At 37.0% G+C, this 20,891-nt stretch carries 20 protein-coding genes, 1 other RNA gene, 1 pseudogene and 1 other annotated feature; of the genes and pseudogenes, 10 read left to right on the forward strand and 12 right to left on the reverse strand.

Going from position 1 to position 20,891, the window contains the following annotated elements; genetic code table 11:
• Positions 1 to 2 precede the first annotated feature (2 nt).
• Positions 3 to 275 (reverse strand) — a sequence feature (16S ribosomal RNA rRNA prediction is too short).
• A 1,402-nt stretch (positions 276 to 1,677) separates the two neighbouring features.
• The 7 genes from LS64_RS09200 to LS64_RS12495 form a co-directional block, all read right to left on the reverse strand.
• A complete protein-coding gene (locus LS64_RS09200) occupies positions 1,678 to 1,869 on the reverse strand; it encodes a hypothetical protein (protein WP_337190586.1) in 192 nt (63 codons plus the stop codon).
• Between the two features lie 40 nt (positions 1,870 to 1,909).
• A complete protein-coding gene (locus tag LS64_RS12490; protein WP_052062636.1) occupies positions 1,910 to 2,098 on the reverse strand; it encodes a hypothetical protein in 189 nt (62 codons plus the stop codon).
• A complete protein-coding gene (locus tag LS64_RS09205) occupies positions 2,091 to 3,026 on the reverse strand; it encodes a TonB-dependent receptor plug domain-containing protein (protein ID WP_052062637.1) in 936 nt (311 codons plus the stop codon). The genes LS64_RS12490 and LS64_RS09205 overlap by 8 nt, the downstream gene beginning before the upstream one ends.
• Positions 3,027 to 3,138: 112 nt before the next feature.
• Positions 3,139 to 3,444, reverse strand: coding sequence for a hypothetical protein (locus LS64_RS09210; protein WP_052062638.1), 306 nt, complete (start codon positions 3,442 to 3,444; stop codon positions 3,139 to 3,141).
• Between the two features lie 103 nt (positions 3,445 to 3,547).
• Positions 3,548 to 3,628, reverse strand: a complete 81-nt coding sequence (locus LS64_RS14005; protein ID WP_081948371.1) for a TonB-dependent receptor plug domain-containing protein — start codon at positions 3,626 to 3,628, stop codon at positions 3,548 to 3,550.
• Between the two features lie 67 nt (positions 3,629 to 3,695).
• Positions 3,696 to 4,301 (reverse strand): TonB-dependent receptor plug domain-containing protein, encoded by a 606-nt coding sequence (locus LS64_RS09220; RefSeq protein WP_034573226.1) that lies wholly within the window; start codon positions 4,299 to 4,301, stop codon positions 3,696 to 3,698.
• Complete coding sequence (locus LS64_RS12495) at positions 4,285 to 4,431, reverse strand: hypothetical protein (protein ID WP_160659365.1); 147 nt, start codon at positions 4,429 to 4,431, stop codon at positions 4,285 to 4,287. Before LS64_RS12495 ends, LS64_RS09220 begins: the two co-directional genes overlap by 17 nt.
• Positions 4,432 to 4,786: 355 nt before the next feature.
• Between LS64_RS12495 and LS64_RS14100 the strand changes: the two genes are divergently transcribed.
• Both LS64_RS14100 and LS64_RS09230 read left to right on the forward strand, forming a co-directional pair.
• Positions 4,787 to 7,171: a UbiD family decarboxylase gene (locus LS64_RS14100; RefSeq protein WP_052062639.1), complete on the forward strand. Its 2,385-nt coding sequence runs from the start codon at positions 4,787 to 4,789 to the stop codon at positions 7,169 to 7,171.
• A 984-nt stretch (positions 7,172 to 8,155) separates the two neighbouring features.
• Positions 8,156 to 9,205 (forward strand): annotated as a pseudogene (locus LS64_RS09230) (dTDP-glucose 4,6-dehydratase); the annotation flags it as partial.
• Positions 9,206 to 9,245: 40 nt separating this feature from the next.
• Here the strand turns inward: LS64_RS09230 and LS64_RS09235 are convergent.
• Positions 9,246 to 9,749 (reverse strand): OsmC family protein, encoded by a 504-nt coding sequence (locus tag LS64_RS09235; RefSeq protein ID WP_034571081.1) that lies wholly within the window; start codon positions 9,747 to 9,749, stop codon positions 9,246 to 9,248.
• A gap of 125 nt (positions 9,750 to 9,874) precedes the next feature.
• Between LS64_RS09235 and purQ the strand changes: the two genes are divergently transcribed.
• Together purQ and LS64_RS09245 are read left to right on the forward strand one after the other, a co-directional pair.
• Positions 9,875 to 10,552 carry a phosphoribosylformylglycinamidine synthase subunit PurQ gene (gene purQ / locus LS64_RS09240; RefSeq protein WP_034571078.1) on the forward strand — a complete coding sequence of 226 codons (678 nt, stop codon included), beginning with the start codon at positions 9,875 to 9,877 and terminating at the stop codon, positions 10,550 to 10,552.
• A gap of 252 nt (positions 10,553 to 10,804) precedes the next feature.
• Positions 10,805 to 11,863 (forward strand): 7-cyano-7-deazaguanine synthase, encoded by a 1,059-nt coding sequence (locus LS64_RS09245; protein WP_034574074.1) that lies wholly within the window; start codon positions 10,805 to 10,807, stop codon positions 11,861 to 11,863.
• A 7-nt stretch (positions 11,864 to 11,870) separates the two neighbouring features.
• Here LS64_RS09245 and LS64_RS09250 read toward each other — a convergent pair whose 3' ends face one another.
• Positions 11,871 to 12,485, reverse strand: a complete 615-nt coding sequence (locus LS64_RS09250; RefSeq protein ID WP_034571075.1) for a hypothetical protein — start codon at positions 12,483 to 12,485, stop codon at positions 11,871 to 11,873.
• Positions 12,486 to 12,514: 29 nt separating this feature from the next.
• An RNA gene (rnpB, locus tag LS64_RS09255) (RNase P RNA component class A) lies at positions 12,515 to 12,870 on the reverse strand.
• Positions 12,871 to 12,921: 51 nt separating this feature from the next.
• Between rnpB and rsmA the strand changes: the two genes are divergently transcribed.
• From rsmA to LS64_RS09285, 6 genes are all read left to right on the forward strand, one after another.
• A complete protein-coding gene (gene rsmA, locus LS64_RS09260) occupies positions 12,922 to 14,070 on the forward strand; it encodes a 16S rRNA (adenine(1518)-N(6)/adenine(1519)-N(6))-dimethyltransferase RsmA (RefSeq protein WP_052062403.1) in 1,149 nt (382 codons plus the stop codon).
• A gap of 11 nt (positions 14,071 to 14,081) precedes the next feature.
• Positions 14,082 to 16,475, forward strand: a complete 2,394-nt coding sequence (locus LS64_RS09265; RefSeq protein ID WP_237416282.1) for a ribonuclease J — start codon at positions 14,082 to 14,084, stop codon at positions 16,473 to 16,475.
• 33 nt (positions 16,476 to 16,508) lie between these two features.
• A complete protein-coding gene (locus tag LS64_RS09270) occupies positions 16,509 to 17,450 on the forward strand; it encodes an ABC transporter permease subunit (RefSeq protein WP_034571072.1) in 942 nt (313 codons plus the stop codon).
• Between the two features lie 30 nt (positions 17,451 to 17,480).
• On the forward strand, positions 17,481 to 17,747 hold the full coding sequence (fliQ, locus tag LS64_RS09275; protein WP_034571069.1) for a flagellar biosynthesis protein FliQ: 267 nt from the start codon (positions 17,481 to 17,483) through the stop codon (positions 17,745 to 17,747).
• Between the two features lie 8 nt (positions 17,748 to 17,755).
• On the forward strand, positions 17,756 to 18,769 hold the full coding sequence (locus LS64_RS09280) for a UDP-N-acetylmuramate dehydrogenase (RefSeq protein WP_052062402.1): 1,014 nt from the start codon (positions 17,756 to 17,758) through the stop codon (positions 18,767 to 18,769).
• 71 nt (positions 18,770 to 18,840) lie between these two features.
• On the forward strand, positions 18,841 to 19,422 hold the full coding sequence (locus tag LS64_RS09285) for a thioredoxin fold domain-containing protein (RefSeq protein WP_034571066.1): 582 nt from the start codon (positions 18,841 to 18,843) through the stop codon (positions 19,420 to 19,422).
• On the opposite strand, the gene LS64_RS09290 is transcribed toward LS64_RS09285, so the two are convergent.
• Both LS64_RS09290 and hypB read right to left on the reverse strand, forming a co-directional pair.
• Positions 19,419 to 20,162 (reverse strand): endonuclease, encoded by a 744-nt coding sequence (locus LS64_RS09290; protein ID WP_064773703.1) that lies wholly within the window; start codon positions 20,160 to 20,162, stop codon positions 19,419 to 19,421. The two genes, LS64_RS09285 and LS64_RS09290, sit on opposite strands and share 4 nt — an antisense overlap.
• A 6-nt stretch (positions 20,163 to 20,168) precedes the next feature.
• Positions 20,169 to 20,858: a hydrogenase nickel incorporation protein HypB gene (hypB, locus tag LS64_RS09295; protein WP_052062401.1), complete on the reverse strand. Its 690-nt coding sequence runs from the start codon at positions 20,856 to 20,858 to the stop codon at positions 20,169 to 20,171.
• Positions 20,859 to 20,891 lie beyond the last annotated feature (33 nt).

Raw genomic sequence — 20,891 nt, forward strand, 5'->3', positions numbered from 1 at the left:
TGCTGCCTCCCGTAGGAGTCTGGACCGTGTCTCAGTTCCAGTGTGTCCGTTCACCCTCTCAGGCCGGATACCCGTCATAGCCTTGGTAAGCCATTACCTCACCAACAAGCTGATAGGACATAGACCAATCCTTTAGCGTAAGCTCTTAAATAAAAATTTATTGTGTTTTGTTTTCCATTAAAAAGGGTGGTGGGTGGGCGATTAGGATTAGATTCTATCTTTTTACCAGCTAACCAAATCCTTTAAAGTTTATAGAATCTAGATTCTATAATTTGTTTTCTTTAAAATCTAACTTTTTAGATTCTATAATTTAATAAAATCTAATTTTCTAACCCTTTGATTAAATGATTAAATCTAAAGATTCTATAAAATTTTATCTTTTAGATTCTATATTTGGACTTGCCTTTAGAATCTTTTTTAATTAAGTTATTTCAAATCTTAGAATCTAGATTCTATAGTCATTGCGAGCGAAGCGAAGCAATCCACACTTTTTAAGAATCTAGATAGAATCTAAATCTTTAGAATCTTTTTAAATCCAAAAAATCTTTAGAATCTAAAAACAAGATTCTATAAACATTCATTTAAAAGGGCGGTGGGTGGGCGATAAGAAAAAGTTTTGATTTTTTTATCATCCACTACAAAACCACAATCCTTTTAAAGTTTTATAAAATCTAGATTCTATCGTTTGTTTTTAGAATCTACTTTTTAAGATTTCATAAACCATTAGAATCTTAATTCTCAAAAGATTCGTTCTTAATCTTTAGAATCTAATTTGACAGATTTTATATTTCAGATTCTATGTTACAGACTCGCCTTTAGAATCTAAAACAAGATTCTACAAACTCCACCAAAAAGGGCGGTGGGTGGGCGATAGGATAAAACTCTTAAGCTTTATCCATTTATCACTAACCCGCCAAATCTTTTAAAGTTTATAGAATCCTAGATTCTATGTTTTTAATCTTTAGAATCTAAACATTTAAAGAAACCACAAAACACACTCAAATTCTTATTTAAGAGCCACTTTCCCCCATAGGGTGTATCTAGTATTAATCATCGTTTCCAATGGCTATCCCAGACTAAAGGGCATGTTATCTATGCGTTACTCACCCGTGCGCCACTAATCCACTTCTAGCAAGCTAAAAGCTTCATCGTTCGACTTGCATGTATTAGGCACGCCGCCAGCGTTCACTCTGAGCCAGGATCAAACTCTCCATAAAAACTTTATGGAAGTTTGAGCCATATATTTCAATGGACACAAACTCTCCATAAAAAAGTTTATTGTGCTATAAAACACAACATAAAATTATAGAATCTAAAATCATAAAAATTAAAGATTCCATAACAATTTAGGTTAAAAATTATAGAAAATATAATCCTAGTTCTTTTTAAAAATCTTGCAAAGATTAAAGATTCTATCGCCAAATTAAGATAAAGCGATAAAATCCAAAGCAATATTTGAGTTGTATTAAAGAATTAAACAATATTTAAGCTTTGCTTAGTTTTCAAAGATCATGCCTTAAATCAAAAGAAGTAAAAGCAGAACCGCAAATTCAAACTTGCGAAACGAAACTATACCTAAACTAACCTTAAACCTAGCTTAAATACCACAAATTTTTGCAAAAATTTTATAAAAAATTAACAAGATTATGATTTGAAAGATTCTATAGAATCTGGTTTCTAAAACTCATAGCGAAGGGATAGGTAGAAATTGCGGCGGGGGATAATTGTTTGATATGAGTTTAAGATAGGGTTGCGATTGCTTGCACTCAAAGAGCCATCAGCACCCGTAGTTACGCCATAGATGATAGGCGAGTAAAAATCCACATCAAACAAATTATTGATACTAAAAGTCACCATATAATTTTTCAAAAATTTAAAAGACGCACCCAAATCCACAAGTTGATAATCTTTATAGAATCTTCCCACCTGCGAACGCAGTGCCGCTACATTTGCGTTTGCCTGTTGGCGTAGGCGTAGGAGCGCGAAATCTCCCTTGATAACGCAAGAAAATATCCAAATCCCCCCACTTAGATTCTAAATGATACTCTGGCACAATGTTAAAACTATGCTGTGGAATGCTATTTAATGGCTCACCCACTCAAGGCTTGTTGGTTTGCATTTCGCACACTTAGCACTTGGCTATACGCAAAGTTATAGTTTGCATTTAGGCTAAAGCCATAGATTTCTTTTAGCTTAGCCCCAAGCTCTAGCCCTGCAAGTAGCGACTTATTCGCATTTTCATACGTTAGACAATTAGCCGCACTTTTTACCCCCGCAGGACACGCTGCATCATTAGGCAGTCCCACACTTACAATCACATTACTAAAATCAGTATAATACCCTGTCATATCAAAACTTGCATATTTACTATCAATCAACGCTGTAATTTCATAATTCCAAGTTTGCTCTGGCTTTAGCTCTGTATTCCCACGCGTATAGGCAGTCGCGCTAACATTTGGCGAGTACTGCCATCCATTATGCAAGTAATTCATCTGCGGCACACGCACACCGCTACTTACACCAGCCTTTAGCGTTAGCCACGTTGTAGGATACACATTCACATAAAATCGCGGATTAGGAATAGCACTAAACAAATCGCTATAATTATACCGCAGTCCCAAAGTCGTGCTAATATACTCATTAATATCATACTGCCCTTCAGCAAAAAGGGCTACTTGATTCATCGCCTTTAGAAAATTCTCACCCCTATCCACCGCGACAATTCTAAGCTCTTCCCAAATATAATAAAGCCCAGCATTTAAAGTAAGGCTTCCCCAGTCGTTGAAATCAAAGGCGTTATTATAGCTAGTTTGAAAGATAATATCTTGATTTCTACGCCAGTTTGTATCCCATTCTATACTTGTGCCGCTATTGCTACCTATCACGGGATAAGGCACTTGCGGCTTTGTAGGGTCTGCGCCAAGCGGGGTATTTGGCGTATTTGTGTGTCGCCCGATAATCGTGCGAGAATATTGCAAATATGTAACAAGCTGACCCCATTCATAAGTTGCTTCGTGGTTTAGCACAGCATTAATCTTTAGCTATCACGCAAAGATGTAAATACGCGTATATCGTCATTCAATGAGCCGATACGAGCAAAGTAGTTTTCCACATCCGCGTAAATGTTGTTGTTAGAATCTAGATTGTAGCTAAGGCGTCCGCCGACATTCCAAGATTATTAATATGGGCTTGCCAGTCAGTAGATGCAAAGACGGCGTAGGGGTTAATGTGACGTGGCATATATTGCGGACTTGTTGCGTTGCAGCTATCTTGATTTGAGTTCGCATTTGCACCGGGCGTGCAAGCCACAGGGATATTACGATACTCCGCTGGTTTTAGCACTCTATCACCACCGCCATACTTATATCCACCGCGAATGTTATAGAAAAGTTTATCCTTGATTATGGGCGCGGCAATACAGGCTAAAGCCATAAGTGTTACCATAAGTGCCTTGATGTTGCGCGAATCCTGTGTCTAGTTGTGCGGAAATGGTTAGTTTGCTAGGATTTTTCTTAGTGATGATATTTACGACACCGCCCCAAATTTGTCAATGTGTAGCACTGCCGTAAATTATACTCGCAGGTCCGCGTATCACTTCGATTCTATCAATCATTGAAATAGGCGGCATAAAGCTAGTCGCGGCGCCTTAACAAAAGATTCAAAACCTTGTGCGACATTTTGTCTCTTGCCATCGATTAGTATGAGCGTAAGCTAGGGTCAAGCCCACGCATTGAGATTTTATTAGCACCTGTCTTGTCTGGTTGAGTAAAGACGCCCGGCACACCGCTAACCGCATTTCCCATATCTCTTATAGGCTTTTTGAAAAGCTCTTTTTGCTGAATGGTGGAGATACTTGCTGGAGCGTTTTTTATATCCTGTTCATAGCCACTCGCACTTGTAACGATAGAATCTAGTTTGTATTCTTTTACGTCGTTTTTAGATTCTGTATTTTCATTAATAGGGTGGTGGGTGGGCGATAGGATGTTAGATTCTATATTTTTGTCATGTTGAGCCACAAAATTTCCGTCATGTTGAGCCGTAGGCGAAACATCTACTAATTTTAGGTATTTAGATTCTATATTTTTAGAATCTATGCTAACATCCGCTAGTTTTATGTGTTTAGATTCTATAGAATCTGCTTTTAAATCTCGCAGATATTTCGCTTCGCTCAATATGACTTCTGCCTTAGATTCTATATTTTTAGAAATGTTGGAATCTAGCAAATTCTTACTAGACTCCACATTCACTTTGGGCGTGTATCCTTTATCTCGTAAGGGCGAAAGGCTAGATTCCCCCCCCATTTATAGAATCTATTTTCTTAGAATCTATTTTTATAGAATCTAGCTTCGTAAAAGAATTAGATTCTAAAGAATGTAGCGAAACTACACTAATGCTAAAAACAAATGTTACTTTTAGAAATGTTTTACACATTTTCTATCCTTTTCAAAATAATATTAGAAATGTAATAAAAACGCAAAATTATAAATAAAACAATAATAAGAACGTAATAACCCCGTCACAAACACCCCAACCAACAACTTTTATCCTTTAAAAATCCTTCGTAAAAAAGTAACACCACTAACCCCACCCATTACTTTTAGTAACAAGATTTCAATAATATTGCTAATTTAAAAAAGATAAGCTATTTGAGTGAAGCCATAGAATCTAGATTCTAAAAACAAAACCTTAGAAATTTTTGATATTAAAAAAACAAAGCAAATAAGATTCTAAAAAATATTAGATTTTTTATTATAATGTTGAGTTTATATTATGAAAGTAGGGAAGTATGCAGGATTTTATTGAGTTTTTGAAAAAGCATAATGAGTTGAAAGTGATTGATGAACCACTTGATATTGAGCTTGAAATACCGCATTTGGCGTATTTGGAAGTAAAGAAAAAAGATTCTAAGGCACTGCTTTTTACTCGCCCTATTTGTCGCTCTTTAGATTCTAATATTTCACAGAATCTAGATTCTAAACAAAATATAGAATCTAAAAACACGGATTCTAAGCACAACTTAGATTCTATAAAAGAAAATATAGAATCTAACACAAAAGATTCTAACCTTTCGCCCACCCACCACCCTACTTTTGTAGATTCTAAAAACCAAACGCCCGACTGCCACCATAAAAATATAGAATCTAAAGAGTATGAAATCCCTGTGTTAATGAATGTTTTTGGCTCATTTAGGCGTTTGGAGCTGATTGCAAATCATTATAATTCTAAGAGAAAATTTAAGGATATTGAAAGTATTGCTAGCGCGATAAAAAGTTTGCTAAATCCTGCTGTGCCAAAGGGTTTTAAGGGTAAAATTGCTAAATTAATGGAGATTTGGAATGCGCGGCATATTTTCCCAAAGCCTTATAAAGTTGGGCTTAAAAACGCATTTACAGGGAAGTTTGAAGCCACGCCACCAGCGCAAGAAATCATTATAAAAGGAGATTCTATAAACTTATTTGACCTGCCTATATTGAAGACGTGGGAAGATGATGGCGGACGATTTATCACTATGGGACAGGTTTATACTAGAAGTTATAGCAATTCGCCTCGTGCAGATTCTATAAATTTTAGTGAATCTAAAAACGCAGATTCTAAAAATATACAGAATCTAGATTCTAAAGATTTTATAGAATCTACAAAAATAACTAACGACATAGAACCCACCCCCATAACCCCCCCAAATATTAATATAAGGCAGGGAGGGGGGAATTCTCCCAAACAAGATTCTATAGAATCTAAAAACGCAGATTCTAAAAACTCGCAAGGTATTTCGCCCTTTGAATCTGCCTTGCATTCCACTGAAAATAAAAGCCAGATTCAAAGGGCGAAATCTAACGAAAATACAGAATCTCCAAGCAATAACGTCGGAATGTATCGTCTGCAAGTCAAATCCAAAAACGAACTCCTTATGCACTGGCAAATCCACAAAGACGCCACGCATTTTTTCCACGAATACAAACGCCACGGCAAAAAAATGCCTGTTAGCATCGCAATCGGCGGCGACCCGCTTTATATATGGTGTGCCCAAGCGCCCATGCCCCCAAAGATGTTTGAGCTTATGCTCTATGGCTTAATTCGCGGGAAAAATCCACGCTTAGTGAAATGCATCACAAACGAGCTTGATGTGCCGCACGATAGCGACATTGTGATTGAGGGCTATGTTGATACTAATAATTTTGCGCCAGAGGGCAAGTTTGGCGACCACACAGGCTTTTACACGCCTATCGAGCCTTATCCTGTGCTAAAAGTCACGGCGATTACGATGAAGCGAAAACCCGTGTATCTAGCCACCGTTGTAGGCAAACCGCCCTTAGAAGATAAATATTTTGGTTATATGACAGAGCGCGTATTTTTGCCACTTTTGCAAACGAGTGTGCATGGGCTGCTTGATTATTCAATGCCTGAAAATGGCGTCTTTCATAATCTCATTTTGGCTAGAATCCGCCATGATTACCCAGCTGAGAGTTTGCAGATAATGCACGCATTTTTTGGCTTAGGGCAGCTTAGCTTTGTAAAACATGCTATTTTTTTAGGCGTGGATGCGCCGAGCATTCATAATAATTACAAGATTCTAACCGATTATATTTTGGATAGAATCTGCGTTAAAAACCTATATATAACGCAAGGAATCTGCGATGCCTTAGACCATGCAAGTGAGCAATATGCAGTAAGTGGAAAGCTAGGTATTGATGCGTGTGGAGCGGCTTTGGAGTTTGATTTTATGCAGATAGATTCTAAAGATTTATTATCTAAAATGCAAGAAATTGCAAGTGAGATACAAGATGTTAGAATCTACAAGCATAAAAATCCTATTGTAATTGCCAAAGTTTGCAAAAAGGATAAGCCGATTTTACATTACGCACGTGAGTTTGCAAACGCACTAAAAAACTACGCACAATTTTTTATTTTTATAGATTCTAATGAATTGCATAATGATTATATGCTAATTTGGCGTATTGTAAATTCTATCGATGTGAGCCGCGATTTGAAAATCATAGAATCTAAATGTGCGTTTTTAGACGCCACAAGCAAGGGCGCGTTAGAAAACTACAACAAAGAATACCCAAAAGATGTTCTTTGCACCAAAGAAGTCATAGAATCTTTACGCGCCAAAGGCTTAATTGAAGATATAGATTCTAACTTCTTAGAAAAATTTGGAATCTTGGAGTAAAATATGCAATCTAAAAAACCTATCTTAACAAATCGTAACATTCTAATCACAGGCGGCTGTGGCTTTATCGGTAGCAATTTTTTGTATCACATTATGGCGAATGCCAAAGACTGCGTGATAGTCAATCTTGATTTGCTAACCTATGCGAGTAATATCGAAAATCTCAACAATCTATCGTGGGGCAACTCCTTTTGCAATAGCAAGTTGCAAAATCTAGATTCTAAAAAGCTAGAAATTACAGAATCTAAAAAGATAAAATTTAGACGTCATTTTGAGCGAAGCCAAAAATCTAATATAGAATCTAGATTCTATAAAAATACTGAATCTGCTAATTTAGATTCTAAAAAAGTTATAGAATCTAAAACTATAAAAAACGTAGATTGCCACGAAAATTCTTACGAATTTTCTCGCAATGACAATAGTGAAGATTCTATAAAAAATATAGAATCTAAAAAAGCGAAATTAGATTCTAAAAACAAACGAATAAAAACGTCAAGCGATAGCTTGACAATTAATGGAGACGTGCGAAGCACGAACCTTGTGAGTCCCGCCCAACTCGCAGTGCAAAAAAGCGAAAATACGTCCGCAGTAGTGCGGACGTCGCTTTTTTGCAAAGAGTTGGATAAACGGGGCTCGCCCCCTTTTAGAAAAAAAAGCGGCTGCTTTTTTTTGCAAAGGGGGCGCGGGGTGGGGGATATGCACTTTTTTGCGCAATGTGTAAATGAAAACAAAGAAAACGATACACAAAATCGCAACGATAACAAAAATCTAGATTCTATAGAATCTCAAAATAATTTATCAAAAAATAGCAACTTTAGAAAAATAGATTCTATAGAATCTAAAAACAAAGATTCTAAGAAAAAAAACATAGATGAATCGCTTTCGCTCAACATGACAAACAACATAGAATCTAGATTCTATAAAAACACCAAAAATACTAAAAACACTAACTTAGATTCCAAAAAATCACAAGAAAAAAAATACCAAAACCAAAACACCAAAAAAGATTCTAAAAATTTCACAGAATCTAAAAACATAAAAGCCCCACTAAAACGCAAGAGCAAAAAAATAAAAAACTATCACTTTATACAGGGCGATATAAACGATAGCAAGTTATTGCAAAAAATTTTTGAGACTTACAAAATCGATAGCGTGATACATTTTGCCGCAGAATCTCATGTCGATAATTCGATAAATTCGCCTGATATTTTTATAAAAACAAACATAAATGGCACATTTTGCCTTTTAAATGCGGCGTTTAATGCTTGGTTTGACGCGCCTTTTTCGCCCAAAAAGGGCTTTGAAAACGCGCTTTTTTACCACATTAGCACTGATGAGGTTTTCGGTAGCTTGGGAGAAAAAGGCTATTTTAGCGAAAGCTCACCATATCAGCCAAACTCGCCATACTCGGCATCTAAGGCTAGTAGCGATATGCTTGTGCGGAGCTTCGCCCACACTTATGGCTTAAATGCGGTAATTAGCAATTGCTCGAATAATTATGGGCGATTTCAGCACGATGAAAAGCTCATTCCTACGATAATTCGCAAGGCTTTGAGTGGCGAAAAAATCCCCATTTATGGCGATGGCAAAAATGTGCGCGACTGGCTTTATGTCGATGACCATTGCGATGCGATTTTGCAAATTTTTTCCCACGCTATTGAAAATATAGGTCGCATTCCACGCTCACTTGCTGAGGGGGGTGGGTCAAAAACCCAAAAAATAACACCAGATTCCCAAAAAAACACAGATTCTATAGAATCTAAAAACTTCTTTGACACCTTTTGCATCGGCGGTGGTAGCGAAATGGAAAATCTAACAATAGCAAATATAATTTGTGAAATGCTAGATTCTAAACTCCCAAAAGAAAAAAGCTACAAAGAGCAAATAAGCTTTGTCAAAGATAGATTTGGACATGACAGACGTTATGCCATAGATTCTAGCAAACTGCGTAAGATTCTAGGCTGGAGTCCAAAGCACACCTTTAATCAAGCCATAGAAAAAACCCTTGATTTTTATATCAAAAAATACAAATAATATTTTATAATGTGGTAGCTATTAATTTGATTTTAAGATTCTATACTTCCTTAAGGCGCACATTTCGCAAAAGCGTATTTGCCACAGGCGACCACTTTATCGCATTGTCAATTATCGCCTTTTTTTCGCTCTCGCTAATGTCCGCATCCAAATTAATTTTCATGCGAATGTCGGTTACGCCAAGCTCTTTTTTAGGATTTAAATCGCCCACACCCCAGACCGCACTAATATTAATATCGCCCTCAAGCTCCATATCTAGCGACTTTATAGCGATATTTTTATCCACGCAATTTGCCTGAATGCCAACGCAAATACAGCTCCCAAGTGCCGCAAGCAACGCCTCTGTAGGATTTGGTGCGGTATCATCGCCAAGCAGCCCCGGTGGCTCATCAATAATGTGTGGCTTTAAGTTTCGTATAAGGTTTTCATGGATATATCGCTTCTTTACAATCGTCTTGCACTTCGCGGTTTTCACGACATTTGGCTCACTTTTGCCCTTTGCCTTTAGCTCATCTAAGCCCTTTTTACTAATTAGTTCTAGCATATTTTTCCTTTTTTTGTGATGTGAATATGGAATCTTAGCTAAAAGTTATTAGATTTTACATAATATTCTTATAAACACAAAAAAAGATTCTATAATTTACATTTTACAAAAGCAAAAGGCGAAAAATGGTATCAATACTTGTGTTTCCCGGGACTAATTGCCATGAGGATATTGAGTATATTTATAGGAATTTGGGCTTTGCGTGCGCGTTTGTTAAGCACACTGAAAGTAGGCTACCGCGGCAGACGCGTTTGGCGGTGCTAGCTGGGGGCTTTAGCTATGGCGATTATCTGCGGTGTGGGGCGATGGCTTCCACTACGCCTAGCATTCGCGCACTCAAAAAATATGCGGATAACGGCGGTCGCGTGCTTGGCATTTGCAATGGATTTCAGATTCTGTGTGAGGCAAAGCTGCTGCCCGGCGTGCTTATGCGGAATGAAAACCTGCGATTTATAAGCAAAAATGCGCCGCTAATTGTCGAAAACACGAATAATTTTATGTTGGCAAAATACAAGATTAATCAGCTCCTGCGTATCCCTGTGGCACACGCTGAGGGCAATTATCAAGTGGATATTCCTACTTTGGAATCTATGAAAGCGAATAATCAAATCCTTTTGAAATACGCGCAAAATCTTAATGGCAGTATAGAATCTATCGCTGGGATTTGCAACGCTGAAAAGACGATATATGCGTTAATGCCGCACCCTGAACGCGCGTCAAACTTTAAAAATATCAATCGTTTTACGCAGGATAATTCGCTTGAAAATATCGCTGGGATTGAGATGTTACGGAGTTTGGTTTAGATTTTTACATTATTATAATCTTAGAATCTTGCAAAAACAATAGTAAAATAAGATTCTAAAAATTACCATATTATTTAAGGAAATAATTATGAAAGATTCAAGTGCAAATATAGAATCTAGTTTGCAAGATTCTAAAAATCAACTAGATTCTAAAATGAAAGAAAAAAAAACAACGTTCTGCCGTGGCGTTATTTAGCGGTGTTAAACGATTAGAATTTTAGAATCTTTAAAAAAGGAAAGACAATGAAACAAATCAAACAAAAAAAAGCCGTGGCGTTATTTAGCGGCGGATTAGATTCTATGATTTCAATGCAGCTTATGGCGGAGCAAGGAATCAAGGTCTATGCGCTAAATTTCAACATCGGCTTTGGGAGCAATAAAGATAAGAGCGAGTATTTCAAAAATGCCGCCGCGCAAGTGGGCGCTGAGCTAATCCAGATTAATATCGCAAAGCAGTTTTTTGACAATGTGCTTTTTAAGCCAAAGTTTGGCTATGGGCGGTTTTTTAACCCCTGCATTGATTGTCACGCGAATATGTTTCGCCACGCTTTTGCTAAGATGGTCGAGCTAGGTGCGGACTTTGCCATTAGCGGCGAGGTGCTAGGGCAGCGACCTAAGAGTCAAAGGCGAGACGCACTAGACCAGGTTAGAAGCCTTGTGCGGAAAATCGGCGAAGACCCTTTGTATGACAAGATTCTAAGCCGCGATGGTAGCGATGATTCTAAGCCACGCACACTTGATGAGCTGATTTTACGTCCGATGTGTGCGAAACTTTTGGCTGAGACTTTCCCTGAAAAAAAGGGCTGGGTAGATAGGGAGAAGCTATTAAATGTAAGCGGTCGCGGGCGTCACGTCCAACTTGCCTTGCTTGAAAAATATGGCTGGAAATACCATGAAAAGCCAGGTGGCGGCTGCCTTTTGACTGATACATCCGTCTCGCTTAAAATCAAGGATATGCTAAGCCATCGCGATGTGGTTTTCGATGATGTCGCGCTTTTTAAGGTCGGGCGGTATATGGTGCTTGAAAATGGCGCTAGGCTTGTCATTGCCCGCAATGATGAGGAAAATAAAAAGCTTGATATAAGCCATGAAAAAATGGATAAAATCGTGCCTTTGAATGTGAAGGGACCCCTTGCGTTATTAGACAAAAGCGCGACTACAAGCGAAAAAGAGCTAGCTTGCAAAATCGTTTTAAGCTACTGCAAAGCTGAAAGTGATAAGAAATATGACATAACTTTGGGCGATTCTGCTTTTAGCTTTTCGCCTTTGGCAAGAGAGCAAGCAAGCAAATATTTGTTTTTGAAAGCTTAGATTCTATCTAATCTTTTTTTACCACAACTAACGCTGTGTTGCCGCCTACAATCTTATCATTTGCTCTAGCTAAACTTTGTAAATTCTTACCTTTTACACTAAGAGTTAAAACTCCAAGATTTAAAAAACCAATTTTCTCCAAAAAAAGAGCATTTTTACCACTAAATTTTAATCCACAAAATCTAAAAATATAAGGAGTAAGATACATTTCCACATTCAAAGTAACCCCATCTAAATTACTAGTTGCACTTAAAATATCACGTGCGTTTAGCATTTTAGTAAAATCATTAAAACCGAAATTAAAAAAACCAAAAGTGTGCGTAATATGGATATTTTGCAAGTCATTTGGTGAGTAAATGCGTCCATTAAATCGTGGTGAAATATGGAATTTTATTTCATTTTGACTAACTTCAATTTCTTTTATAATGCCACTAATTGGTGCTACGATAGCATTTGGCATACTTGGAGTAATAATTTTTGAACTACAAAAAAATAGCCAAAGCGGTAAAATTGAAAGAAGAAAAATCGCACCTACAATATAACATCCAAAATACAATAAAATGAGCACAAAAATCACAATAACATAAGCTACACTTCTTCCCTCTGGTTCGATAAATCGCATATTTGTCCTTTGTCAAAATTACTTTATATTTAATCGGTGTGGCTGTAAGCCGAGTTCTGTTTAGGTAATTATTTATCTATGCAATATTTCGCAATATTGCTTAAGCGAATAGCTAAAAATTTAAGACTTTCTAACCTGCTATTCTTGCTACGGATTGGGTTTGCATAGCACTTATTGTTGCCAAAAAGTCGGTAGGCTCTTACCCTGCCTTTTCACCCTTACCATTATAGAATCTACGTAGGAGTTTATCTGGCAAATTTAAAATGGCGGTATATTTCTGTTGCACTTTCCCTTAGGTTGCCCTAGCCATTTGTTAAATGGAATCCTAGTCTTATGTAGCTCGGACTTTCCTCTTTTATATAAAAGCAATTACCTACCACACCGCATAAAATAATAGCAAATAAATTGATATAATAAGAAAAATTTAAGGAAAAAAATGAAAAAAAAGAGTAAATTTGCAAAGAAAAATCATATAATTACGAATGTAAAAGCTAAGAAAAGTTTGGGGCAGAATTTTTTGCAAGATTCTGTTTTGTTAGAAAAAATAGTCCAAGCGATTCCCTTGAATATAGCGGAGTTTATAGAATCTTCTAGCCTTAAAAGCAAGTTAGATTCTAAAGAAAATATAGAATCTAAGTTGCAAAAAGGCGAATTAGATTCTAAAAAAGTTATAGATTCTATAAGTTTAGATTCTAAAGTTCATAAAGTGGATTGCCACGAAATTTCTAGCGAAATTTCTCGCAATGACACTAAAAAAGATTCTAAAGTAGATGTTTCGCTTAACGCTCAACATGACGAAAAAAGTTATGAAAATGCTAACTTAGATTCTATACAAGATTCTAAAAAGGCTAATTTTATAGAATCTAAAATTCGGCTTATTGAAATAGGGATTGGCTTGGGCGATTTAACCAAAAGGCTAACTAGCAAATATAAATTACTAGCCTATGAAATCGATACTAGATTGATAGATTGTGCTAAAACCACACTAAAAACGCAGCTAGATTCTAGCGATTTAGTAATCATTCACGCGGATGCTTTAAGCGTAAAAAATGGCGAGAATTACTTATTTCCTAGCGAGTATTTTTTGGTAAGCAATCTCCCTTATTACATTGCAACAAACATAATTTTGCAAGCAATAAGAGATGAAAAATGTCGCGGATTTGTCGTTATGCTCCAGCTTGAAGTGGCACGAAAATTTAGCGCCGCTCCAAAGGATAGCGAGTTTTGCGCCTTAAGCGTTTTGGCTAGATTAAGGGGAAGTATAAAGTTTTTGTTTTTTGTAGGGCGAGAGAATTTCGTCCCGCAGCCAAAGGTAGATTCTGCTGTGATTTTGTTTGAATCTTGTGCTTTAAAAAGCCAAAAGATTCCAAAAAATATAGAATCTATTTTAAAAGCCGCATTTGCTAACCCTAGAAAAAGGCTTTTTAGCAACCTTTTGGCGTATTTAGATTCTAAAAATATAGAATCTAAAAGGCAAATTTTAGAGAATATTTTTCAAATCTTAGGGCTAGATTCTAACATTCGTCCCCACGAAGTAGATGAGACAATCTATGCAAAATTAGCGTTACTTTTGCAAGAATATTAAAAGGAGAAAAAATGGAAAATTCACAAAATGCGAATAACACAGCAAACACAGCAAACAACACGGCGGAAAATCACGCACAGCACCTAAATGCGATATATGGGCAAAAGGCATTACGCAGAGAAGATTCTAATATAGAATCTAATATGCAAGATTCTATAGAATCTAATAACGCAAATTTGCATAAAAAGCAAAAGAATTTTAAACGCGATGGGCGAGATTCTAATCGAGATTCTAATAATCGAGAATCTAACCGCGAAAACCATCACCGAGATTCTAATCACGCACAAAATAGAGAATCTAAATTCAAAGATTCCAAAAAACAAAAGAATTTTCACACGCGTGACAATAAAGAGCAAAGAGAATCTAAACACGAAAAGCACGAGCGAGATTCTAAGCACATAGATTCTAAACACGAGCGGCACGACAAAAAAGACTTTAAACCAAAAAAATGGGTTGGTGAAAATAAACACGCCGCGAAAAATAAAACCAAAGAGCAAGAGCGGCACGAAGATGGCACACGCAAAGTTTTGCACGCCGATGAGCGAAATAATGTCGGCTTTCACAAAGACTTAAAAAAAGGCGTAGAATCTAATAATAAGATTCAAAAAGGCAGCCTAAATCCGCACCATAAACTGAATCTAGATTCTAATGCAAAGGTTCGCATTACCCCGCTTGGCGGCTTGGGCGAAATCGGGGGAAATATGACCGTGATTGAAACGCAAAATTCCGCGATTATCATTGACATCGGTATGAGTTTCCCTGATGATTCTATGCCCGGCGTGGATATTTTAGTGCCAGATTTTAGCTATATAGAATCTATTAAGAATAAAATTGATGCGATTATCATCACTCACGCACACGAAGACCACATCGGCGCAGTCCCTTATTTTTTCAAACAATATCAATTTCCACTCTATGGCACGCCGCTTGCACTTGGACTTGTGGGAAATAAGTTTGATGAGCATGGGCTAAAAAAGTATAAAGAGCTTTTTCACATCGTAGAAAAACGCACACCGGTTAAAATCGGTGATTTTGAAATCGAGTGGATACATATCACGCATAGCATTATTGATAGCTCGGCACTAGCTATTCGCACTGAAGCGGGTGTGATTATCCACACAGGCGATTTTAAAATCGACCATACGCCTATTGATAACTTGCCAACAGACTTGCACCGACTAGCGCACTATGGCGAGGAGGGCGTGATGTTGCTACTTAGTGATTCTACAAACTCGCACAAAAGTGGCGTAACGCCTAGTGAAGCAAGTGTAGGACCGACATTTGATAAGCTTTTTAAAGATGCAAAAGGACGCGTGATAATGAGCACATTTAGCTCAAATATCCACCGCGTTTATCAAGCAATCAAATATGGACTACAATATAATCGCAAAATCGCAGTAATCGGGCGTTCAATGGAAAAAAACTTAGAAATTGCACGTGAGCTAGGCTATATAGATTTACCAAGCAACATTTTTATTGAGGCACACGAAGTAATGCAATATCCAGACGAGGAAGTGCTAATCGTTACAACAGGCTCTCAAGGTGAGACAATGAGCGCACTATATCGAATGGCAGCGGATGAACATCGCCATATAAAATTGAAGCCCACCGATATTGTGATATTGTCCGCCAAGGCAATCCCGGGAAATGAAGCAAGTGTAAGTGCAGTGATAAATCTAATCACAAAGCAAGGTGCGAAAGTGGCATACCAAGACTTTAGCGAGATACACGTAAGCGGTCATGCGGCGCAAGAGGAGCAAAAATTAATGCTAAGATTAATTAAACCAAAGTTTTTCCTACCCGTGCATGGCGAGTATAATCATATCTCACGGCACAAACAAACTGCAATAAGTTGCGGTGTGCCAGAAAAAAACATATATTTAATGGAAGATGGCGACCAAATCGAAGTAAATCCAAACTATATGCGAAAGGTAAAAAGCGTCAAAACAGGCAAAACCTTTGTGGATAATCAAGTCAATAGAATCTTGCATGATGAAATCATAAATGAGCGAAATCTCCTTGCAAATGATGGAATCTTTATTTTGACTTTGCACCTTTCTAAATCATCTAGGGCTATTTTAGAATCTAGAATAAATGTTTTTGGTATCGCAGGACCACATGAGGAAAAAGAGCTAAATAAAATCGTAAATGACGAACTTCGTGCATTTTTAGCCAACGCAAAGGATAATATCTTTGTAGATTCTAAAACATTAGAAGGCAATTTATTCAATTTCTTACGAAAACTTTTATTCAAACAATACAAAAAATACCCCGCCATTCTAGTAAATGTCCTATTCGACGGAGTCTCCCCCAAGCCACCCCACAAAGATTCTAAACCCAACTTTATAGAATCTAAAAACACCGATTCTATAAAAGTTACAGAATCTGCAATGAGTGAAAGCTAATAGATTCTAAAACACTAACTTTAAAGCCCTAAAATGCTAAAATTCATCACTTTTAGAATCTTATGGATTATCCCCATACTTTTGCTTAGCTCGTTTGCGATATTCGCACTATTGCGACTAAGCGGCATTGACCCTGTGATGCAATACATTATCCACTCGCATTTAGAATCTAGCCCCGAGCTAATCGCACAAATAACGCAAGATTTTGGACTTGACAAGCCGCTATTAACGCAGTATTTTGCGTGGCTAAGTAATGCAATAAAACTTGACTTTGGCACAAGCTATATTAGTGGTGATAGCGTTAGTGATGATTTTTTCTACTACCTGCCAAATACGCTCAAACTTGCGGCGTTTGCATTCATTTTGATGTTACTATTTAGCATTCCTATGGGGCTAATTTCCTTTATTTATCGCGACAGGGCGCCTGATTTTTTCATTCGTTTTATTTGTTTTTTAGGTGTTTCTACGCCATCTTTTTGGCTTGCATTTTTGCTTATTATGCTGTTTTCTATTCACCTTGAATGGCTACCAGCGCAAGGCTTAGATTCCATCCAGAGCTATATTTTACCCGCTTTTAGTATCGCCTTTATGTCGGCGTGTGTGAATGCGAGAATTATTCGCACAAATATGATTGAAAATGCGAATGAACGCCATATTCTTTACGCACAAGCGCGCGGCATCTCAAGTCCTAAAATCGTGCTGAAGCATATTTTTTACAACTCGCTTTTGCCCGTTGTGACGGCGTTTGGTATGCACTTTGGCGAGATTTTAGGCTGGGCTTTGGTGATTGAGAATATTTTTGTGCTGCCTGGCATTGGGCTTTATAGTATTCAGGGCTTTCTTAACCACGATTTCCCTATTATTCAGTGTTTTATCGTTGTTATGTGCCTAATTTTCACGCTTGGCAACTTGGCTGTGGATATTCTTTACGCATTTTTAGATTCTAGAATCTTGCGTGACATAAATAGTGTATAATTGCAACTTAGATTCTAAAAAAGGAAAAATATGGAAAATGAGCTTATGTCACTAGCTATTCAAACTTATAAAATTACGCTTTTTTTGTCCCTACCTGTGCTACTTGTCGCGCTAATTATGGGGCTTTTAATTAGCATTTTTCAAGCCACAACGCAGATAAATGAGATGACTTTAGCCTTTGTGCCAAAGATTTTGGCGGTCGTGGCGATGATTATTTTTACGATGCCTTGGATGCTAAATATGCTTATGGATTTTACAAAAATGGTGATTAATTTAATACCAAATATAATTTCATAGATTCTAAAATGCAAAAAATCATAATTAATTTTCAAAAATATTCTAGTATTAAGATAGGTGGTGAAAATAAAGTTAGCATTATTGAAATGTGTGATGTGGGGGGTAGTTTTGTAAATTTTATAGAATCTAGTTTAGATTCTAAAAAAAACTTAGAATCTAGCTTGGATATTTTAAAAAATTTGCCCTTAGATTCTAATTTAGATTCTAAAGATTCTAACGTCGAACTTAGTAAAAATAAAACTTCTATTTTTCATAATAAAACGCTAAATTTTAACCAAATTTTGCAATCTAAAAAAATCTCAAATATCACTTTAGATTCTAAAAATTTTCACATTATAGGAAAAGGAAATAACCTTTTAGTCGCCCCTACTGCTAGTAATCTTGCCATTTTAAGTAATGAATTTAATTATATTAGCGTGTTGCAGAATCTAGATTCTAATATTATAGAAATCGGCGCTACCGCTCCAAGCGTAAAAGTTTTTTTATTTTTTAAAAAACATAATTTGCAAGGCTTAGAATTTTTGCAACATTTACCCGGCAATATCGGCGGACTTTGCAATATGAATGCTGGGATGAAAAGTTATGAAATTGCTAACTTTTTGCACTCAATAAATATAAATGGCGAGTGGATAAATGCTAGAGATGCAGGGCTAATTTATCGCGGACGTGAAAGCAAAGGCGTGATTTTTGCAGCACGATTTAAGGCGATTAAGGGTTTTCGCAATGATTTGTTAGAATCTTTTAAAAAAATGCGCACTAATCAGCCAAAAATTGCAAGTTGTGGGAGCTGCTTTAAAAATCCGCCAAATGATTATGCTGGGCGGCTAATTGAGGTTGTGGGGCTTAAAGGTTTTTTTTTAAATGGTGTAGGTTTTAGTGAAATTCATGCAAATTTTTTAGTGAATAAAAATGTGGGAAACGCTAGTTTCAAAGACGCCATAAACGCCATAAACATCGCAAAATCCCGCGTTAAAGAGCAATTTAACATAACATTAGAATGCGAGGTAAAAATCTGCAATTAAATTAAAAAAAAGATTCCAAAAACCACAAAATTTATTGTTAAAATCTACAGATTCCAAAAACGGAGAAAAATATGAAAAAAATTTTATTAATAATCTTAGTAATTTTTGCAAATGGTTGCAAAGATAAAATAAATGTAAGCGAAGAAAATAGCACAAAAGATAGCAAGGAAGAAATAGAGCAACGCCTTGCAAATATCGATGTAGCCCAGCTTCAAGGCTTGCAAGATGTGTTTGATAATAACATAGAAATTAAGAGTGAAAATAAGCCCATAATGATAATTTTTGGCAATAATTCGTGCAAATATTGCGAGGATTTGAAGCGCGAAATCCGCACGAACACGGCACTCAAAGACTACATAAAAAGCAATGTGACATCTTATTATGTGAATACGAGTTATAGCAAAAATCATAATGTGGCGTTTATGGGAAAGAGCCTAGATACGGATAGTTTGTCGCGGCACTATAACCTGTCAAATACGCCGCTGGTGCTGTTTTTAGAGCCAAATGGCGATTTGATTATCAAAATGGTGGGTTATAACGCCGATTTTTTCCCTAAAATGCTTGAGTTTGCCGCAGATTCTAACAACTATAAAAGCACGAAAGATAGCACAAAACGTATGCAACTTTTTATGGATAAATATATTAAATCTTAAAAAATCTCCTTTATTTTAGTAAAGGCGTATAGAATCTTTGCCTTTTGTATTGCGGCGTTGCGTGCTTTTTCATAGTCATTTGGCGGATACATTTTATCCCAAGATTCCATAAGTTTTCGTTCGCTGTCGCTTAAATTTATATCATATTTTTCGCTCATATAAAGGTAGGTGCGCGCAATTAAGCCCTTTGAATACTCAGCTGGATAGAATCTGCGCGCCTTAAAATCGCTAAAAACTTGGCAGCCGCCATATTGCGTGTAGGCTAAATCGCGTGGGGCTTGTGCGTAGCGAAAGTTGTTTCTATCGCCATTAATCTCGCCGATTGCTGGCACTAGATTTTGCAAGTCAGCTTCCATCGCATTAAACTTCGCATCTTCCTTGCACGCGGCACGTCCGCCACGCCGCCAACAAGCCAAATGCTGCCCAAAATTGTGCGCTGGCATAATATGCTCAAACTCGATTACTTTTGCGCGTTCGTTTATCGCGCCCTTTTTTGTGTATTTTTTTCGCGGCGAATACACACTAGATTCTATCACTTTTAGCCCATTTTGCGTAATTTCAAAGGGGGCATTGCAGTAAAAATCATGTGTAAAATCTTGCATTTTCCACGCTTTTTTTAGAATCTTTTTTGCTTCTTTAAAGTCTTTTGGCGTGGCTGTTTGATAAAGATATAAAAAATAAATACACGCAAAAATTAATAATAAAAATGTGCTAAAAGTTAGCTTTTTCCTAAGTCTCATTAGAATCTACCTAAAAATATGCGAAGTTTGATACTTAGAATCTCGCCATTTTAGAAAGCGATTTTTAAGATTTTCAATACTTTTAGAATCTTTTGTGCTAATTTGCATGATTTCAACGCCATTTCGCAGACTCGCCATATCGCTTAAAACACGCTCCACACGAAAGTTAAAGTGTGGTATCAAATCACACTTGCTAATCACCACCAAGTCCGCGCAAAGAAACATCGATGGGTATTTCAGCACCTTATCATCGCCCTCAGGGACGCTCAAAAGCACCACATTTGCATTTGCGCCCAAATCATAGCTAGCAGGGCAGACAAGATTGCCGACATTCTCGATTATCACAAACTCGCTCGCCTTAAAACGCGTATCAGATTCTAACTTTGGCAGAATATTAAGAATCATCTTTGCCTCTAAATGACAAGCCTCACCGGTTGTGATTTGCCTCGCCAAAATGCCCTTGTTTTCAAGCCTATCCGCATCCCGATTAGTCTCCAAATCGCCCTCAATCACACAGAATCTAAAATCGCTCAAGCCACTCATTGCCTCGAGTAGCGTTGTCTTGCCACTGCCTGGACTACTCATAAAATTTATCACAAATTTGTTATTTTTCGCGTAAAATTCCCGCAGCAAATTCGCATTTTTATCATTCACACTCAGCACACGTTCTTTCACATTTATCACTTTAGATTCCATATTTTTGCCTTTTAGATTCTATAAATTGGAATT

Source organism: Helicobacter saguini (assembly GCF_000762875.2).
Classification (GTDB): domain Bacteria; phylum Campylobacterota; class Campylobacteria; order Campylobacterales; family Helicobacteraceae; genus Helicobacter_A; species Helicobacter_A saguini.

Excerpts from the sequence above, each read along its gene's own strand:
- LS64_RS09210 (WP_052062638.1), bottom strand. The coding sequence starts at position 3,444 with ATGGTAACACTTATGGCTTTAGCCTGTATTGCCGCGCCCATAATCAAG.
- LS64_RS14005 (WP_081948371.1), bottom strand. The coding sequence starts at position 3,628 with ATGCCGCCTATTTCAATGATTGATAGAATCGAAGTGATACGCGGACCT.
- LS64_RS09220 (WP_034573226.1), bottom strand. The coding sequence starts at position 4,301 with ATGGGGGGGGAATCTAGCCTTTCGCCCTTACGAGATAAAGGATACACG.
- LS64_RS12495 (WP_160659365.1), bottom strand. The coding sequence starts at position 4,431 with ATGTGTAAAACATTTCTAAAAGTAACATTTGTTTTTAGCATTAGTGTA.
- LS64_RS14100 (WP_052062639.1), top strand. The coding sequence starts at position 4,787 with ATGCAGGATTTTATTGAGTTTTTGAAAAAGCATAATGAGTTGAAAGTG.
- LS64_RS09235 (WP_034571081.1), bottom strand. The coding sequence starts at position 9,749 with ATGCTAGAACTAATTAGTAAAAAGGGCTTAGATGAGCTAAAGGCAAAG.
- purQ (WP_034571078.1), top strand. The coding sequence starts at position 9,875 with ATGGTATCAATACTTGTGTTTCCCGGGACTAATTGCCATGAGGATATT.
- LS64_RS09250 (WP_034571075.1), bottom strand. The coding sequence starts at position 12,485 with ATGCGATTTATCGAACCAGAGGGAAGAAGTGTAGCTTATGTTATTGTG.
- rsmA (WP_052062403.1), top strand. The coding sequence starts at position 12,922 with ATGAAAAAAAAGAGTAAATTTGCAAAGAAAAATCATATAATTACGAAT.
- LS64_RS09265 (WP_237416282.1), top strand. The coding sequence starts at position 14,082 with ATGGAAAATTCACAAAATGCGAATAACACAGCAAACACAGCAAACAAC.
- LS64_RS09270 (WP_034571072.1), top strand. The coding sequence starts at position 16,509 with ATGCTAAAATTCATCACTTTTAGAATCTTATGGATTATCCCCATACTT.
- fliQ (WP_034571069.1), top strand. The coding sequence starts at position 17,481 with ATGGAAAATGAGCTTATGTCACTAGCTATTCAAACTTATAAAATTACG.
- LS64_RS09280 (WP_052062402.1), top strand. The coding sequence starts at position 17,756 with ATGCAAAAAATCATAATTAATTTTCAAAAATATTCTAGTATTAAGATA.
- LS64_RS09285 (WP_034571066.1), top strand. The coding sequence starts at position 18,841 with ATGAAAAAAATTTTATTAATAATCTTAGTAATTTTTGCAAATGGTTGC.
- LS64_RS09290 (WP_064773703.1), bottom strand. The coding sequence starts at position 20,162 with ATGAGACTTAGGAAAAAGCTAACTTTTAGCACATTTTTATTATTAATT.
- hypB (WP_052062401.1), bottom strand. The coding sequence starts at position 20,858 with ATGGAATCTAAAGTGATAAATGTGAAAGAACGTGTGCTGAGTGTGAAT.